The sequence below is a fragment of the Pseudoflavonifractor phocaeensis genome, from assembly GCF_021531375.1.
GTDB lineage: Bacteria > Bacillota > Clostridia > Oscillospirales > Oscillospiraceae > Lawsonibacter > Lawsonibacter phocaeensis_B.
The window spans coordinates 1-14,708 of sequence record NZ_JADYTU010000012.1; the positions used below are offsets into that span (position 1 = coordinate 1).

Below are 14,708 nucleotides of genomic sequence, written 5' to 3' on the forward strand. Positions count from 1 at the left end.
GAGCAGCAGCCACGGGGGCGGCGGCTACGGGGGCCACAGGAGCGGCGGGGCCGTCAGCCTTCTCCACGGACACCTGGAAGGGCTTGCCGTCGATGGTGACGGTGAAGCTGCCGGTCAGGTCGCCGCCGGGGACGGGCATCTTCAGGTGAGGGGGTTGATAGGTGGCGGCGAAGGGCTGGATGGTACGGGTGGTGTAGCCGGGCACTTCAGGAGCAGGGACGTTGGGATAGTAAACATGGCCCTGCCACGCGGGGACAGGGGACACCTCAGCCTTAGCGGCGGGGGCGGCGGGAGCAGTGTTTTTCACGGGGGCAGCCTCCTTCTTCTTAAACCCGGTGGCACGGTCCTCAAAGAAGGCCATGGCAACCTGGGGGAATGCGATATAGGACAGAACATCTTCGTCACACTTTGCCTTATCGCCCAGTTCCTTCTTGGTCTTCTCGAACTCAGGCGCCAGAGAATCAGCGAAACGGCCCTCGACCACGGGGGTGTCGCCCAAAATCTTCTTTTGGATCACGGGATCAATGGGGGCGGGCGTACGGCCGTACTCGCCGCGGCAGTAGGCCTTGATCTCCTTGCCGACCACCTTGTAGCGCTCGCCGGCCAGCACGTTCTGGACGGCCTGAGAGCCGACCATCTGGCTGGTGGGGGTGACCAGAGGAGGATAGCCCAGGTCGGCGCGGACCTTGGGCGTCTCGGCCAGAGCCTCGTCCAGCTTGTCGATGGCGTTCATCATCTTCAGCTGGGAGATCAGGTTGGACAGCATGCCGCCCGGGATCTGGTAGTTCAGGCACTGGGTGTCGGTGGCCATGGAGATGGGGTCCAGAGTGCCGTCCTTCAGGAAGTCGGCGCGGACGCCCTTGAAGTAATCGGCCATCTGGATCAGGACCTTATCGTTCAGATCCACCTGATAGCCCAGACCGCGCAGAGCGTAGGCCAGGGTCTCGGTGGCAGGCTGAGCGGTGCCGCCGGACATGGGGGAAATGGCAGTATCCAGCACGTCGGCACCGGCCTCCACCGCCTTCAGGCAGGTCATAAAGGCCAGGCCGGTGGTGCAGTGGGTGTGGATGACCAGGGGCAGCTCAGGCACCGCGTCCTTGATGGCGGCGGACAGGTCATAGGCCTCCTTGGGACCCATGATACCGGCCATATCCTTGATGCAGATGGACTGAACGCCCATGCTCTTCAGATCCTTGACCATCTGGACGTTCTTCTCCAGCGTGTGGACGGGGCTGGTGGTGAAGCAGATGGTGCCGGAAGCGTGGGCGCCCTGCTTGTTGGTCTCGTCAATGGCCACTTCCAGGTTCCGCACGTCGTTCAGGGCGTCGAAAATACGGATGATATCAATACCGTTTTTCACGGAGTACTCCACAAACTTGCGGACAACATCATCGGGATAGTGCTTATAGCCCAGGATATTCTGGCCGCGCAGCAGCATCTGGAGCTTGGTGTTGGGCATCTTGGCGCGGATCTTGCGCAGACGCTCCCAGGGATCTTCCTGCAGATAACGCAGGCAGACGTCGAAGGTGGCGCCGCCCCAGACCTCAGCAGAGTAGAAGCCGGCCTGGTCCATGGTCTCCAGGATAGACTCAAACTTGCTGTACGGCAGACGGGTAGCGATCAGCGACTGGTTCGCGTCACGCAGCACAGTCTCGGTAAACTGAACTTTTCTCATGTCAATCGACCTCCGTATTGCTCTATATTATAAAGCATGTTTCACAAAAAAGGGTGCGCCCCTTCTGGCAGCGGCATCCACCGGATCGCCGCAAAGGCACTTGTTATCATTTTAGTATATCTTTCCTCATAAAGCAAGTCCCCTGGTCGGAAGAATCGTTGCTTTTTTCTGCCCTATGTTATCTTTTCTTGCCTGGTTCCCCCGGGTCCCATCCCTCTTTTCCGCCCGCACCACATCAAAAATGCCGCGACAGAACAACCATGCTCTGCCGCGGCGCCAGTCCGCCGGGAACGTCTCTTTGTCCGGCTGTTTCCAGCACAAAACACGAACTATGTTTTGTGCTCCAGTCTGTCATGCACGGAAAAAGGGGACCCTGACGGTCCCCTTTCCACCAATTCTTCAATTCTTCCCTCCGAACCTTCGGTCCGGCGGGCTTTATCAACAGTTTCACGCCGCAGCGGAACGGCAATATCCCGCTGCGGCGCTCAATCCCCATCCATATCCGCTTCAGACACGGGCCGCGGCCGCCCCGTCACCGGTCACTGCACGGCTCATCCTCGCGGGCATGGGTGTTTTCATAATCAAAGATCAGATCGTCAATATCCACGTCGGGCCGTACCCGGGACCAGATATTGTTTACCTCGCGCTTTATCATCGTCATGCTGTTCCACTCCTTTCGATGCTTCCGTTCAAATGGGTATAAAAATACCACCGTCCGCACTGCAAACGATGGAGGAAAGAATCGTGTTCAGAATTCACCGGCCTGCACTCAGGCCTTTCGTTCACGCACAGTCTGTTCCGATCGCTTGCAGCCAACATAGCCGCCCTGGGTTACATAATAACCGTACCGCATCCTGTGCCACCTCTTTCCTCAGCAGTTTTAAAATATTTAAGGTAGGACTCTTATCCTTCCTTATTTGATTATTGTAAACCTAACGTCAGATTTTGTCAAGTACTATTTGTTTGTATCATGCAAGTTTTTTATACGAGACGTGCAAAACCGGGGACGGAATCCCCATCCCCGGCTTTGCGTTCCGCTCAGTTGGAGGGCTGCTGGTTGGAAAACTTGGTGTAGGCCTGGCTCACCTTGTTCGCCGGAGCCTGCTCCACCTGGTACCAGCCCTTGGCCTGGGCCAGTTTGAACAGGTCGGTCTGGGTCATGTGACCCTGGTTGAAGATCTTCAGATAGTCGTCCCGCAGGTTGGTGCTGACACACTCAGCGGCATAGGCGTCATAGTTGGCGGACATCTTCTTCTCGCTGCAGAGAAAGTCCGTCAGTCGCTCCTGGTCGTTCATTTTGTTTTCCCTCCTCTTCAGCGCAGATGGTTCAGCAGGGTCTTGTAGTTCTGCATGTGCTGGTCGGCACAGCTCTGGAACTTGCTTTTCAGTTCCTGGTCCTGGCACTCCTGGACCGCGGAGAGGTACTTACAGTGCAGCACCTTCTCGAAGTCCAGCTGGTCGGACAGGCCGGCCAGTTCCTTGCTGGTCAGATTGGACATAGACGTTCCTCCTTTATGGCGGGGCATCCCCCGTACTGAAGGTCAGTTTTGCCCAAAAGACCCGGTCTTATGCGGAACAGTGGGCCGGCCCTCCCGGTCAAAGCTCCAGACCAGATGGGCGCGGCCCTCCAGACGCTCCAGCCGCGCCAGACAGAACAGGGTCTCCAGCGCCACCGGCCCATCCGTGCGGAAGGGCGCTGCCAGCCGGAAGCCCCCCTGCTCTTTCCTGCACAGCATGGGTCCCCGGATCTGGCTTCGGAGGACCGGATCCCGGAGCAGCCGCTCAGGGTGCGCCTCACAGTACCAGCGCTCCCCGCCGGCGAAGGGAAAGGCCAGCGGAGCTTCCGCCCCCGCCACCGGCCAGCACCCTGCCCGCTCCAGATCGCCCTGAGGGATGGTCCGTTTCAGCCGGAGGACGCCCCCCTCCGGAGCCAGCGTGCCCAGCAGAAAACGGCCGCCCCGCTGTCCCAGCAGCCACGCCTTGTAGAGTCCACGGCCGTCTCCGGGACGGACAGCCTCCAGATGGACCCTGGGCCCGTCCCGGCACACGGTCAGCGTCCCGCCGCCCTTCATTTCCAGTTTCTGTTCCATCGCTCTCCGCCCCCTCTTCCCCTATTCTATGCCGGTGGGCGGGGAATTCCACACAGGTTTCACAGGGCGGGCAAACGTTTTCAGCGGCCCGGCAACGTCTCCTGCCATTTTCATGACGGGGGAAATGGTTTCTGCCGTAACGTGATCCATTTTTGCTCAATGCGGCAGAAACGGCCATATTCCGGTCCAGTTTGAGATCAGGACTGACGGTTTTATCCTTCGTCAAGTTGACGTATCCGATACCGGGATGATAGAATAATTTCAATGAATCGGGATGGTGAAAAGGTGTGCCCATGAAAAAAGCATAACAGTAATTTTGGGCGCGGCATGCGTGATTCTTCTGGCTGTCATGATAATCCAAGTCAGGATCATCTCCCTTGGAAAGGAAGGAAAAACCATCGTTTACACCGTTCCCTTTGATCGTGGGAAGCCGGGCGCTTCCGCCGCTTCCAATTTGAAACGTGAGTTAGTTCCTCTCTACGGGGATGAGGGCGTCCAAACAGAGCGGCTTCATCGCCAGTGGCAAAGTACAGTTTACAAGGGACTACACAGGGTAGGTATCTGACGGGAGGGGTGCCGCCAGTCAGATTTTCCATGTGATGTTCAAGCTGTCGCTTGTGGCGGCTATGGTGGTGATCATCAAATCCACCACACGCCGCTTGTCATCAAAAGATACATTCTCCCAGGTATCGAGGTAGCCGGAAATCTGGCTGACCTGTTCCGGGCTGATGGCCTCCACAGTCAACTCCGCTATCCTTGCCAGAAGTTCCTGCTTGCGCCCGTCCAGTTCCGCTATCTTCACATTCACATAGGAGAACAGGACATTGTTTGCCCCCGTCAGACTGTCCACCAGCTTTTCAATCTCGCTGTCTACATGGGCAAGTTCCACTTGCAGGGCGGTGATTTTCGGGTTTGCCTTTGCCGCTTTCTTTTTTCCTGTCAGCGTCTTGTAGCTTGCCAGCTTCTTTACCATCTGCTGATAAACAACCGCTTCCAGTTCCGAAGTGATGATTTTCCCACAGCCAGGACAGCTTTTATTGTCCAGCCGTTTCGTGCAGCGGAGATACTGTTTGCCGGAGGGATTGTAGATACTCATAAGAGCATACCCGCAATTCCCGCACTTGATTTTTCCTGCCAGCCATGTGTGGGTGGCTTTCCGGGCAGACTGGATTTTCATGTTGTTCATCAGCTTCTTGCGGCAGGTCAGCCAGGTGTCGGAGGGGACGATACCCTCATGGGGAGCCAGTACCAGCATTTGGTCTTTTAAGTCGTTTTTCTTGCTGGCCTTTACATCTCGCCCTTGATACAGATAGCAGCCGTTCATGCCCGTAAAATCGGCAACGTCATTGACAATGACTGTACCTTGACTTTTGAAAAATTCGTACACATCAAGGTCTGCCTGCACATAGACAGGATTGCGTAACATCTGCGCCAGCGTGGGGCGTATCAGCTCTTTGCCATGGAACAAAATCCCCTGTTCGGCAAAGTACCGGGTAATGTCCCCGTAGGAAGTTGTGGGCTGGGCGTACATCTCAAACATCAGCCGGATATTGGCCGCTTCCTCCGGGTTTACCACCAGCTTCTTTGTGTTGATACCGTCCATCTTGATAGGCTCCGTATGGAAGCCGTAAGGGGCTTTCCCGCCCATCTTAAAGCCCCGCTGACTGCGGGAGTAGTAAGCGTCCGTTACCCGCTTCTGTATCGTTTCCCGTTCAAGCTGGGCGAACACGATACAGATATTCAGCATGGCCCGTCCCATCGGCGTGGAGGTATCAAACTTTTCCGTAGAGGACACAAACTCCACATTGTACTGCTGGAACAGCTCCATCATGTTGGCAAAGTCCAGAATGGAACGGCTGATACGGTCGAGCTTGTAAACCACGACCTTTGCAATCAAGCCCCGCTTGATGTCCCGCACCAGTTCTTGAAACTTCGGACGGTCTGTGTTCTTGCCGCTGTACCCTTTGTCTGTGTATTCCTTGCAGTTACCGCCTTTCAACTCGTATTTGCAAAATTCAATCTGGCTTTCAATGGAAATGCTGTCCTTTTTGTCTACCGATTGTCTTGCATAGATTGCGTCTATCCGATTGTTCATATTGTCGCTCCTTTTCTTAAAAAAGAAACGGAGCTGCTGACAGTTCTATTATACCGCCAGCAGCCCCGCAAATCAATGATGGGTTTGGAAAACCTTATGTCCCGGCTTCCTCACTCTCCCGCTTGTCGGCGTACTTGCGGAACACCTCATAAAGCTGCTGTTCCAGTTCCCGGCGTTTGGCTGCTTCCTGTTCCGGCGTGAACACCGGGGAGAGATTTTCCAGTGTGATTTCCTTTCCCTGAAAAGTCACGATTTCGATTTCCTTTTTGTATCTGATATTACTTATAAGATCACCTTTCCTTTCCATGCTGCCGCTGTTGCCGTTTCAGTTCCGCTAAAATCTCCGGCGGGATACGGTCAACCAGCCGCCGCATATCGTCCAGTTCGCTTTTTAACTTCGCCCGTTCCATCGTGTCATTCATCTTGCCTTTTTCGCTGGCCTTTGCCCTGACTTCCAGCTTTTCATTTTCCGCTAACAAGTCATTGATTGTGACCTTGTATTTTTTCAGTTGCCCGGAGAAGTTCTCCATCTGCGGAAACCACTTTTTCAGCATGGAGAGGGCTTCCTCTTTCTTCTTTCCGGCGTTCAGCGGGGTAATGCCGGAGAGAACCGCTTCAATGGCCCTCGCCTGTTTGGAGAGGTTGACCGCCTGTTTGAACAGCCGGGTGGGGATATGCTTCCGGCCCGTCTTGCTGGCGCTTTCCCCACGCTCCAGGTCGGGGTACTGCTCCACCATACAGGCGTGAAAATCGTCCTGCCACTTCGTCAGATTGGCCCGGTTGCCGATAATTTCTTTGGCGCACAGGCGGTTGTCCTTTGTCAGCGGCACAAAGACCAAGTGCAGATGGGGCGTTTTTTCATCCATGTGTACCATAGCCGAAACGATGTTCTCCCGGCCCACCCGGTCAATGAGGAAGTCCGCCGCCCTCTGGAAGTAGGCCGCTATCTCCTTTGGGGACTTGCCCTTGAAAAACTCCGGGCTGGCGGTAATCAGCGTGTCCACAAACCGAGTGCTGTCCTTGCGGGTGCGGCATCTGGCCTGCTCGATGCGGCTCTGAATGAAATGGTAGTAGCGGCCATCCGGCTTGACGATGTGGAAATTGTACTTGCTCCGGCTGGTGTCAATGTCCGGGTTGCTGGCGTACTGCTCCTTTTTCCGTTCATGGTGGGCTTCCAGCGGCCCCGCCGGGTGGCCCTTGTGCTTCTCAAATCGCAAAATTGCGTGTTGTGCCATTGAACTCCTTTCCCCATTCCATTCCTTTCCGGCGGGTTTTCCCGCCGAAAATATCTCTGATAGGATTGGAATGGAATGAATGTAAATAGATGGTTTTAATCTCTGTATTTCTATATACCGTCAGATTTCCGTACTTCAAGAGGATTGATTTTCGTACTCGCCAAGTACGGTTTTCAGCCCTCCGGCGTACCATAACCGGATTTCTTGAAGTCGGTGTTTGGAACCGCTTCATAGGATTTCGGGTAAATGCGGTTGGGTTTTCCACAGCCCTGTTTCTGGATTTCCACCAGCCCCGCATACTGCAACTCCCGCAGGGTGTTGACCGCTTTCTGCCGCCCGCAGCGGAGCAAAGCGACCACCTCGCAGATGGGGTAGTACAGGTAGACCCGCCCGTACTCGTCCGCCCAGCCGTTCTTCCGGGACAACTCCGCCCGGCGCAGGACAAAGGCATACAGCACCTTCGCTTCGTTGCTCAAGGGCTGGAATGTGGGTGCTTCAAAAAGGAAATTGGGGAGCCGGGTGAAACTGAACGCCTTTTCCGGCTGGTGAATATAAATCGTGTTTGTCATAGCGTGTTTTGTGGACGGTTAGAGGCCCGTTTTCCGGGGCGAATGATAAATGATACCAGCCGCCCCGGTTGAGGGCTTGCGGAGCCTTGCAAATCAAGGCTTTTCCCGCTCTTAACTGTCCACAGCAGACCTCCTTTTCCGTTCACTTTCTGTTTTCTGCCGCCTGTGAACTCTGGCGGCGCAGTCCGGGCAGTATTTGCCCCGGTTGGACTTCGGGACGAACACACCGCCGCACTCCGCACAGCGTTTCAAGTCCCTGTCCCGGTAAATCTCCGCTTCCAGCGTCCTGTCCAGCGGCAAGACCGCCCAGCGGAACCACTTGCAGCAGACGGAGAACGAAATCATCTGCGGACAGGCGCAGGTGTCGCCATCGTCCAGCGCAAGGCAGTTTCCGTCCTCGCAGTTGCAGCACTCCCGGCGTATCAGGCCGCTGGCTCGTCTCTTCTGGGGCGGGGTTATGCGGTAGGGGGAGCCGTCCGGCCTGTGTTCCAGCGGCGGCAGGTGTTGATAGGGTCTTTTGCTCATGCGTCCCTCCGTTTTCTTTGGCGTGTTCTGTTTCCAAGGTGCTTGTCCATCGATGAACTATCCCAAGTCTACACCTTTTTGACCGCCTGTGCCGTATATCCAAGAGGTAGGAAATCAGCCTGAAAAACTCCCTATTTCCACGCTCTCGGATTTGTGATATAATCAAAAAAAGATAAAAGACAAATTCAGGTTTCTGGTCTTCTTGCACAAAATAAAGGAGGAGCTATTATGCAAATTGTTTATATTCCAAGCGAATCAATGTCTGTTCAAGGTAAAAAAGATGAAATCTATAAAAGATATGGGAAAGACTGGAATATTAGAGAACAGGGAGGAGGTAACGGAAATTGGTTGTTGACCAGAAAAAGTGATGTGCTTGTAGATGGAAAAAGTTATCGTACTTTTGTACTTGAACACTACGGTAAATCCAAGCTGACAGCGAAGCTTGTTGATAAATTTCGTGAAGATGTAGCAAATGGTAAAATAAAACTGTAAATGCCTATGCCGTTATGCTATGAGCATAGTACATAGCATAACGGCTTCTCTTTCGTTGAGCTAGCAAGGAGGGTGAATATGTCTTTATCCATACAAGAGCGATTAAAAGACCTACGTGTGGAGCGTGGCTTGACGCTGGGGCAGCTTGCGGAGCAGACCGGGCTTTCCAAGTCTGCGCTGGGCAGTTACGAAACGGAAGACTTCAAGGACATCAGCCACTATGCCCTTATCCGGCTGGCGAAGTTTTACGGTGTGACCGCTGATTATCTGCTGGGGCTGTCTGAAATGAAAAATCACCCAAACGCCGATCTTGCAGACCTGCGTTTGAGTGATGAAATGATTGACCTGCTGAAAAGCGGGAGGATAGACAATACCCTGCTGTGTGAGCTGGCGGCGCACCCGGATTTCCCCCGGCTGATGGCTGACCTTGAAATCTATGTGAACGGAACGGCACTGAAACAGGCGCAGGGTGCAAACGCCATAGTGGACACGATGAGCGCAACTGTTATAAAAAAGCATAATCCTGGCATGAGTGATACGCAGTTAAGACAGCTTATCACCGCCCATATTGATGAGGACGAGTTTTGCCGCTATGTGATACAACGGGACATAAACGGGATTGCCCTTGCTCTGCGGGAAACACACAAGGACGATTTTTTCAGCGTCCCAGAGGATAACCCGCTAAAAGAAATGCTGGAAACTGCTGGTGAAATCGTCAGCCAGGACAGCGACACGGAACAAGCGTACTTGGCGTTTATCTGCAAACGGCTCAAGCTGAATTTTAGGAAGCTGTCAGTAGAAGAACGGAAGTGGCTGAAAAAGATTGCGGAAAAATCCGACTTGCTGAAGAATCCAAAACCGCAGAGAGGACGAAGATAAAAAATGCCTGAACGGCGGTTCTGGTTTTTCAGAACCACCATCCAGGCATTTTGTTTAGTAATAGAAAAAGGTGCAGTTGATTATTGCGTATTGTCAATCTCTCTCAAACCGGGTAGTAAAAATACGGCAAGCGCAACGATGATAATGCCAATTCCGCAAATGACAAACCATTTCTCAACTCCCAGCCGCTCCGCCAGAGGCCCGGAAATGACAAGGCCAAACGGCATGGCGAGGGAAGCGGCGCTTGTCAGTAGAGAAAAAACTCTCCCCAGATATTCTGGTTTGACCGTTTCTTGAAAAATCGCATTTTGCACACCGTAAAATGGAGCGGAAATTCCCATAACAGTACAGCACACAACAAAGACAAGAAATGCGTCTGGCGGCAAAAGCCCGGAGAGCATATTGCTAACGCCCATCAGGAGAACGGAAAGACCGATGGTGTACCGCCGTTTCTTAAAACCGCCCCAAATGCTCAGAATGACTCCGCCAAGCAGCATACCAACCGCAAAAGCAATTTCAGCGGCAGAGGCATGGGCCGGTGTTCCTTTGAAGTATGACATACAGATGAGAGGAAAAAGCGTACTGATTGGCATATAAAAGAACATATAAATTACACCAATCCAGAGCAGAGCAAAGAGGCCCCTGTTTTGCTTTAATACCACATACCCCTCTTTCATATCCTGTAAAAACTGTTGTCTTTTCGTTTCTGGACATAGTTCAGGCGTTGGTATGGACGAAATCGCAACAGTCACACAGGCAAGGATTGCACCCACAATATCTAACAATATAATTGCATTAAGAGGCCAAACAGCATATAAAAACGCTGCGGCAGCTGGACTGATAATCGCACTTACTGCTTGCATGGTCTGCGTGTAACCAGCGCATTTTGTAAGTTCCTCTTTTGGCACAATCATAGGTGTTGCTGCGCTGAATGCTGGAGAATGAAAAGCAGTTCCCGCACTTCGGATTAACAGGACAACCATAATAGACCATACGGGCAATTCCATGTAAAACGCCACCAGCGCCAGAATACCGCCAGCGGCGGCAATTATCAAATCCGCACCAATCATTACGCTTTTACGGCTGTGCCGGTCAACAAAAGCACCTGCAAACGGGCCTAAACAGGCTTGCGGCAAAAATCCAATCAGTGTTGCCGCCGTCAATATGATTGCAGAATTAGTTTTCGCAACCAAATAAAAGATAATGGCCATTTGCAAAATACCGCTGCTAATAAAGGATATTGCTTGTCCGGCAAGAAGTGTAAAATAAGTTTTTCTCCATGAATTGTTGTTTTGGGTCATAATGCGAACCTCCTTTTTTATTGCATTGTTCCTTTGTTTCTGCAATAAAAAGCAGGCGTTGTCCCACAGAGAGGGCAGACGCCTGCATAACAACAAAGCACGAAAAAACACCACGATACAGTTCAAAGACTGCTCGTGTCAAACCTACGTGTTCCTTTGCATACGCACGCAAAAAAAGCCCACCATCATGTGGAAAGGTACTTCTACTTTTTATTGCTTATTAGCGTACACAAATTAACACACGTAAGCCTCCTTCCAATCTCAAACTGTCGCACAGTATAACACACATCCGATAGACTTGTCAACCATTTTTAACCTTGTTTTCCATCTTGTTTTTCCATCTCTTACGGGCAGTAGCAAAGCCAGGCGAGCCAGTCAACGGTCAAGATGAACGGCGCTTTCAGCGCCGCCGTTGACAGTCTCGCCCGTCTTTGCTAATGGGTAATCAAGGCGGGAAAGCCATTTTAGGGCTTTCCCGCCCATTTCAATTTTGGGAGAAGAAAGGCCCCAAAATGAACGAGTGCGGCCAAACACTTTTAGGGATTGGCCACCTTGTCCACCCATCCAGCGGGGCGGCGGGGAACGGTCAAGGCCGGGCGTCAGCCCATTCATTTCAGCCTTGACGGTTTCCTGCCGTCCTGCTACTTTTCCCGGAGTGTGGCCACACATCTGGTCACGGTGTCCAGAGCTTTGGGACTTTTTGTCCCATAGGCCGGGGGCGGAGGACGAGGGACGGGGGCTTTCATAATACGCCCTGTCTGCTGCTGAAATCAGCCCTTTGTTTCCGGCTTACCAGCCCCAAACAAAGCCCTGCTTTCCTGCCGCGTCAAATGCCCTTGCCCTCCCCGGCGGCAACGGTATTTTCAGGGCAACGCCGACAGAGCGTATAACACACTACACTTTGCTCCGCAAAGTCGTGTGCCAAATGGGGCGCTGCCCCCTTTGGAAACCCCCGCAACAAACAGGTGCTATGCACCCAGCCGGGAGCATAGCGCCGTTTGTTGTCAGCAGCCCGTTTCACGGTCTGCGTGTAGTTCCTTGTAAACTGACCTAAGCAGTAAGCAAAAACCTCAGCTTGCCGAGTTTCCATAGAAGCAGGGCCGCCTTTGTTTAATTTGAGGACGCACGGAATTGGGCTGCACTTCTCTGCGAAAATGACGACCGTTTGATAAAACAGGTTTCAATCAACATAAATCGAAAAAGGTATGATCTTCATCGCAAAAAGGTGGAAGTAAACATGAGGGACATCGTAAAAGAATTTCAAAAGGAATCTCATTCCCTGTGTGGGATTCTTTGGCTTATGACAGCCGTGCTCGGCTTGACCAGTCTAATGCCGTTTTTCGAAACGTGGTTGACCGCAATGAACGTTGTTGCATTTTTTCTTTCCCTGTCGTGGTCCATCTGGGCCAGCACCGCTCCAAAGGAATAAGCATTTACCGCTCTCCCTGGAGGGCGTTTTTCCATTGCCGATTTTGCAATTCCTCCTTGTCACGCCGCGGGATGTACGCATGGCCGACTCGTCCTCGCCGTGGCGATCCCGTAAAATTCCCCCTTGACAAACCCACCCCCTTCGGCTAAAATCTACAACAAACAAATGCGATGAAGGGAATAAAGACGGCGGAACGTCCCCCTCAGAGAGCCGGTGGTTGGTGCGAACCGGCGCGTGACTCCGCTGTGTATAACTGGTCCCTGAGCAGCCTGTTTGAACCTCTTTCAGTAGAACAGGACGTCTGGCCCCGTTACCGGCCGAGGCCTTGTTGGAGGCTTTGAGGGCCGTGCCGGAAACGGGCGGCTGAACCAGGGTGGTACCGCGTGATGATTTTCTCGCCCCTGACTTTTCCGAGTCAGGGGCGTTTTTCTATCCCCTGCTCCGACCCGCCCGCCGCCAACCACGGCGGAGCAAACAAAGGCAGTTTGCCTGAATGAGGAGGACTTTACTATGAATCCCGGTTACAAAAAGTACATTCCCTTCCAGCCCCAGAAGATCGTGGGCCGCACCTGGCCCGACAAGGTCATCTCCAAGGCCCCCATCTGGTGTTCCGTGGACCTGCGGGACGGCAACCAGGCTCTGGTGGACCCCATGAACCTTCAGGAAAAGCTGGAATACTTCCACACCCTTGTGGACATCGGCATCAAGGAGATCGAGATCGGCTTCCCTTCCGCCAGCGAGACCGAGTACGAGATCTGCCGTGAGCTGATTGAGGGAGGGCATATCCCCGACGACGTGACCATCCAGGTGCTGGTCCAGGCCCGGGAGCACCTCATCAAAAAGACCTTTGAGGCCATCCGCGGCGCCAAGAACGTGATCCTCCACTTCTACAACTCCACCTCCACCCTCCAGCGGAAGGTGGTCTTCCACATGGACACCGACGGCATCACCAAAATCGCCACCGATGCCGCCGACCTGATCTATGAGATGTCCCGTCCCCTCATTGAGGAGGGCATGAATCTCCGCTTTGAGTACTCCCCCGAGTCCTTTATGGGCACCGAGATGGACTACGCTGTGGAGATCTGCCAGGCGGTGCTGGAGCACCTCCACGCCACCCCGGAGAACAAGGTCATCCTGAACCTGCCCACCACCGTGGAGAACTGCATGCCCAACCAGTTCGCCGACATGTTGGAGTACTTCTGCAAGAAGATCCCCGGCCGGCGGAACGCCATCATCTCCCTCCACCCCCACAACGACCGGGGCTGCGGCGTGGCCACCGCCGAAATGGGCCTGCTGGCCGGCGCCGACCGGGTGGAGGCCACCCTCTTCGGCAACGGCGAGCGCACCGGCAACGTGGACATCGTCACCCTGGCCATGAACATGTACACCCAGGGCGTGGACCCCGAGCTGGACTTCTCCAACATCAACAAGGTCAAGGAGATGTTTGAGCGCTGCACCAAGATGCCCGTGGGCGACCGGCAGCCTTACGCCGGCAAGCTGGTCTTTACCGCCTTCTCCGGCAGCCACCAGGACGCCATCAACAAGGGCACCCAGTACATGAAGGAGTCCAACTCCGACTTCTGGGAGATCCCCTATCTGCCCATTGACCCCGCCGACGTGGGCCGGGAGTACGAGCCCATCATCCGCATTAACTCCCAGTCCGGCAAGGGCGGCGCCGCCTACATCATGGAGCACAACTTCGGCTTCGACCTGCCCAAGGCCATGCATCCCGAGTTCGGCGCCATTATCCAGCATGAGACTGACAAGGTGGGCAAGGAGATCTCCCCCGAGCGCATTAACGAGCTGTTCCACCAGGAGTACATCGAGGCCAAGGAGCCCTACAAGCTGCTCAAGCACGCCTTCCAGGAGAGTGTGGACAGCGAGGGCCACTCCCACGTTACCTTCTGGGGCACGCTCCAGCACACCGACACCATCTTCAAGGTCTCCGGCGAAGGCAACGGCCCCATCGACGCCTTCTTCAACGCCATCAAGGACGAGAAGATGGCCCGCTTCACCTTCCTGGACTACGCCTCCCACGCCATCACCGACGGCTCCGATTCCCAGGGCGCGGCCTACATCCTGCTCCAGGATCAGCGGGACGGCAAGAAATACTGGGGCGTCGGCCTGTCCCACAACATCAACCTGGCCCCCCTGCGCGCCATCCTGTCCGCCATCAACCGGGCAAAGCGCAGCCACTGAATCCGGGCCTAACTTCAAAATCTCCGGTCTTTCTCTTAAGGCCGGAGATTTTTATGACTATTTTTCTCTTAATAAATGCATTAGTCCTATCTTACTGATGCAAAAGCAGGTCCTATCCCGCATTTTACGTCCGCTGTGCTACTTATTACCTGTCTTACGTCCTTTTTTAATTGACTTTTATCTTGTTTAGAGTATACTTATTTTATATGTTCGTGTCTT

General features: G+C 53.8%; 15 protein-coding genes and 1 other annotated feature. Of the genes, 4 read left to right on the forward strand and 11 right to left on the reverse strand.

Going from position 1 to position 14,708, the window contains the following annotated elements:
• The 10 genes from I6E39_RS05730 to I6E39_RS05770 form a co-directional block, all read right to left on the reverse strand.
• Positions 1 to 1,675, reverse strand: a 1,675-nt coding sequence (locus I6E39_RS05730; protein WP_235380658.1) for a pyruvate carboxylase subunit B, incomplete at its 3' end; no start/stop codon positions are given.
• Positions 1,676 to 2,207: 532 nt separating this feature from the next.
• Positions 2,208 to 2,336, reverse strand: coding sequence for a hypothetical protein (locus I6E39_RS11075; protein ID WP_268842208.1), 129 nt, complete (start codon positions 2,334 to 2,336; stop codon positions 2,208 to 2,210).
• 377 nt (positions 2,337 to 2,713) lie between these two features.
• Positions 2,714 to 2,971 (reverse strand): spore coat protein, encoded by a 258-nt coding sequence (locus I6E39_RS05735; protein ID WP_235380659.1) that lies wholly within the window; start codon positions 2,969 to 2,971, stop codon positions 2,714 to 2,716.
• Positions 2,972 to 2,988: 17 nt separating this feature from the next.
• Entirely contained in the window at positions 2,989 to 3,174 is a 186-nt protein-coding gene (locus I6E39_RS05740; protein WP_235380660.1) for a spore coat protein, read from the reverse strand.
• Positions 3,175 to 3,216: 42 nt separating this feature from the next.
• Complete coding sequence (locus I6E39_RS05745) at positions 3,217 to 3,765, reverse strand: hypothetical protein (protein WP_235380661.1); 549 nt, start codon at positions 3,763 to 3,765, stop codon at positions 3,217 to 3,219.
• 583 nt (positions 3,766 to 4,348) lie between these two features.
• The gene (locus I6E39_RS05750; protein WP_002575864.1) at positions 4,349 to 5,860 is read right to left on the reverse strand and encodes a recombinase family protein; all 1,512 of its coding nucleotides are present in this window, start codon (positions 5,858 to 5,860) and stop codon (positions 4,349 to 4,351) included.
• Between the two features lie 94 nt (positions 5,861 to 5,954).
• Positions 5,955 to 6,146: a hypothetical protein gene (locus tag I6E39_RS05755; RefSeq protein ID WP_321118048.1), complete on the reverse strand. Its 192-nt coding sequence runs from the start codon at positions 6,144 to 6,146 to the stop codon at positions 5,955 to 5,957.
• A 4-nt stretch (positions 6,147 to 6,150) separates the two neighbouring features.
• A complete protein-coding gene (gene mobV, locus I6E39_RS05760) occupies positions 6,151 to 7,095 on the reverse strand; it encodes a MobV family relaxase (RefSeq protein WP_002575862.1) in 945 nt (314 codons plus the stop codon).
• Positions 7,096 to 7,268: 173 nt separating this feature from the next.
• Positions 7,269 to 7,664: a replication initiator protein A gene (locus tag I6E39_RS05765; protein WP_002575861.1), complete on the reverse strand. Its 396-nt coding sequence runs from the start codon at positions 7,662 to 7,664 to the stop codon at positions 7,269 to 7,271.
• Positions 7,665 to 7,775: 111 nt separating this feature from the next.
• Positions 7,776 to 8,189, reverse strand: a complete 414-nt coding sequence (locus I6E39_RS05770) for a cysteine-rich VLP domain-containing protein (RefSeq protein WP_002575860.1) — start codon at positions 8,187 to 8,189, stop codon at positions 7,776 to 7,778.
• A 228-nt stretch (positions 8,190 to 8,417) separates the two neighbouring features.
• Here I6E39_RS05770 and I6E39_RS05775 point away from each other — a divergent pair, with 228 nt between their 5' ends.
• Positions 8,418 to 8,681 carry a hypothetical protein gene (locus tag I6E39_RS05775; RefSeq protein ID WP_002575859.1) on the forward strand — a complete coding sequence of 88 codons (264 nt, stop codon included), beginning with the start codon at positions 8,418 to 8,420 and terminating at the stop codon, positions 8,679 to 8,681.
• A 78-nt stretch (positions 8,682 to 8,759) separates the two neighbouring features.
• The gene (locus I6E39_RS05780) at positions 8,760 to 9,560 is read left to right on the forward strand and encodes a helix-turn-helix domain-containing protein (RefSeq protein ID WP_002575858.1); all 801 of its coding nucleotides are present in this window, start codon (positions 8,760 to 8,762) and stop codon (positions 9,558 to 9,560) included.
• A gap of 80 nt (positions 9,561 to 9,640) precedes the next feature.
• On the opposite strand, the gene I6E39_RS05785 is transcribed toward I6E39_RS05780, so the two are convergent.
• Positions 9,641 to 10,861: an MFS transporter gene (locus I6E39_RS05785; RefSeq protein WP_002584949.1), complete on the reverse strand. Its 1,221-nt coding sequence runs from the start codon at positions 10,859 to 10,861 to the stop codon at positions 9,641 to 9,643.
• A gap of 1,237 nt (positions 10,862 to 12,098) precedes the next feature.
• Here I6E39_RS05785 and I6E39_RS05790 point away from each other — a divergent pair.
• On the forward strand, positions 12,099 to 12,290 hold the full coding sequence (locus tag I6E39_RS05790; RefSeq protein WP_235380662.1) for a hypothetical protein: 192 nt from the start codon (positions 12,099 to 12,101) through the stop codon (positions 12,288 to 12,290).
• 161 nt (positions 12,291 to 12,451) lie between these two features.
• Positions 12,452 to 12,696: a binding site (T-box leader), on the forward strand.
• 104 nt (positions 12,697 to 12,800) lie between these two features.
• Positions 12,801 to 14,489 carry a 2-isopropylmalate synthase gene (gene leuA / locus I6E39_RS05795; RefSeq protein WP_235380663.1) on the forward strand — a complete coding sequence of 563 codons (1,689 nt, stop codon included), beginning with the start codon at positions 12,801 to 12,803 and terminating at the stop codon, positions 14,487 to 14,489.
• Positions 14,490 to 14,708: the final 219 nt, after the last annotated feature.

What these genes read in the sequence shown, in the direction of transcription:
- I6E39_RS11075 (WP_268842208.1), bottom strand. Translation starts at nt 2,336, where the DNA reads ATGACGATGATAAAGCGCGAGGTAAACAATATCTGGTCCCGGGTACGG.
- I6E39_RS05735 (WP_235380659.1), bottom strand. Translation starts at nt 2,971, where the DNA reads ATGAACGACCAGGAGCGACTGACGGACTTTCTCTGCAGCGAGAAGAAG.
- I6E39_RS05740 (WP_235380660.1), bottom strand. Translation starts at nt 3,174, where the DNA reads ATGTCCAATCTGACCAGCAAGGAACTGGCCGGCCTGTCCGACCAGCTG.
- I6E39_RS05745 (WP_235380661.1), bottom strand. Translation starts at nt 3,765, where the DNA reads ATGGAACAGAAACTGGAAATGAAGGGCGGCGGGACGCTGACCGTGTGC.
- I6E39_RS05750 (WP_002575864.1), bottom strand. Translation starts at nt 5,860, where the DNA reads ATGAACAATCGGATAGACGCAATCTATGCAAGACAATCGGTAGACAAA.
- mobV (WP_002575862.1), bottom strand. Translation starts at nt 7,095, where the DNA reads ATGGCACAACACGCAATTTTGCGATTTGAGAAGCACAAGGGCCACCCG.
- I6E39_RS05765 (WP_002575861.1), bottom strand. Translation starts at nt 7,664, where the DNA reads ATGACAAACACGATTTATATTCACCAGCCGGAAAAGGCGTTCAGTTTC.
- I6E39_RS05770 (WP_002575860.1), bottom strand. Translation starts at nt 8,189, where the DNA reads ATGAGCAAAAGACCCTATCAACACCTGCCGCCGCTGGAACACAGGCCG.
- I6E39_RS05775 (WP_002575859.1), top strand. Translation starts at nt 8,418, where the DNA reads ATGCAAATTGTTTATATTCCAAGCGAATCAATGTCTGTTCAAGGTAAA.
- I6E39_RS05780 (WP_002575858.1), top strand. Translation starts at nt 8,760, where the DNA reads ATGTCTTTATCCATACAAGAGCGATTAAAAGACCTACGTGTGGAGCGT.
- I6E39_RS05785 (WP_002584949.1), bottom strand. Translation starts at nt 10,861, where the DNA reads ATGACCCAAAACAACAATTCATGGAGAAAAACTTATTTTACACTTCTT.
- I6E39_RS05790 (WP_235380662.1), top strand. Translation starts at nt 12,099, where the DNA reads ATGAGGGACATCGTAAAAGAATTTCAAAAGGAATCTCATTCCCTGTGT.
- leuA (WP_235380663.1), top strand. Translation starts at nt 12,801, where the DNA reads ATGAATCCCGGTTACAAAAAGTACATTCCCTTCCAGCCCCAGAAGATC.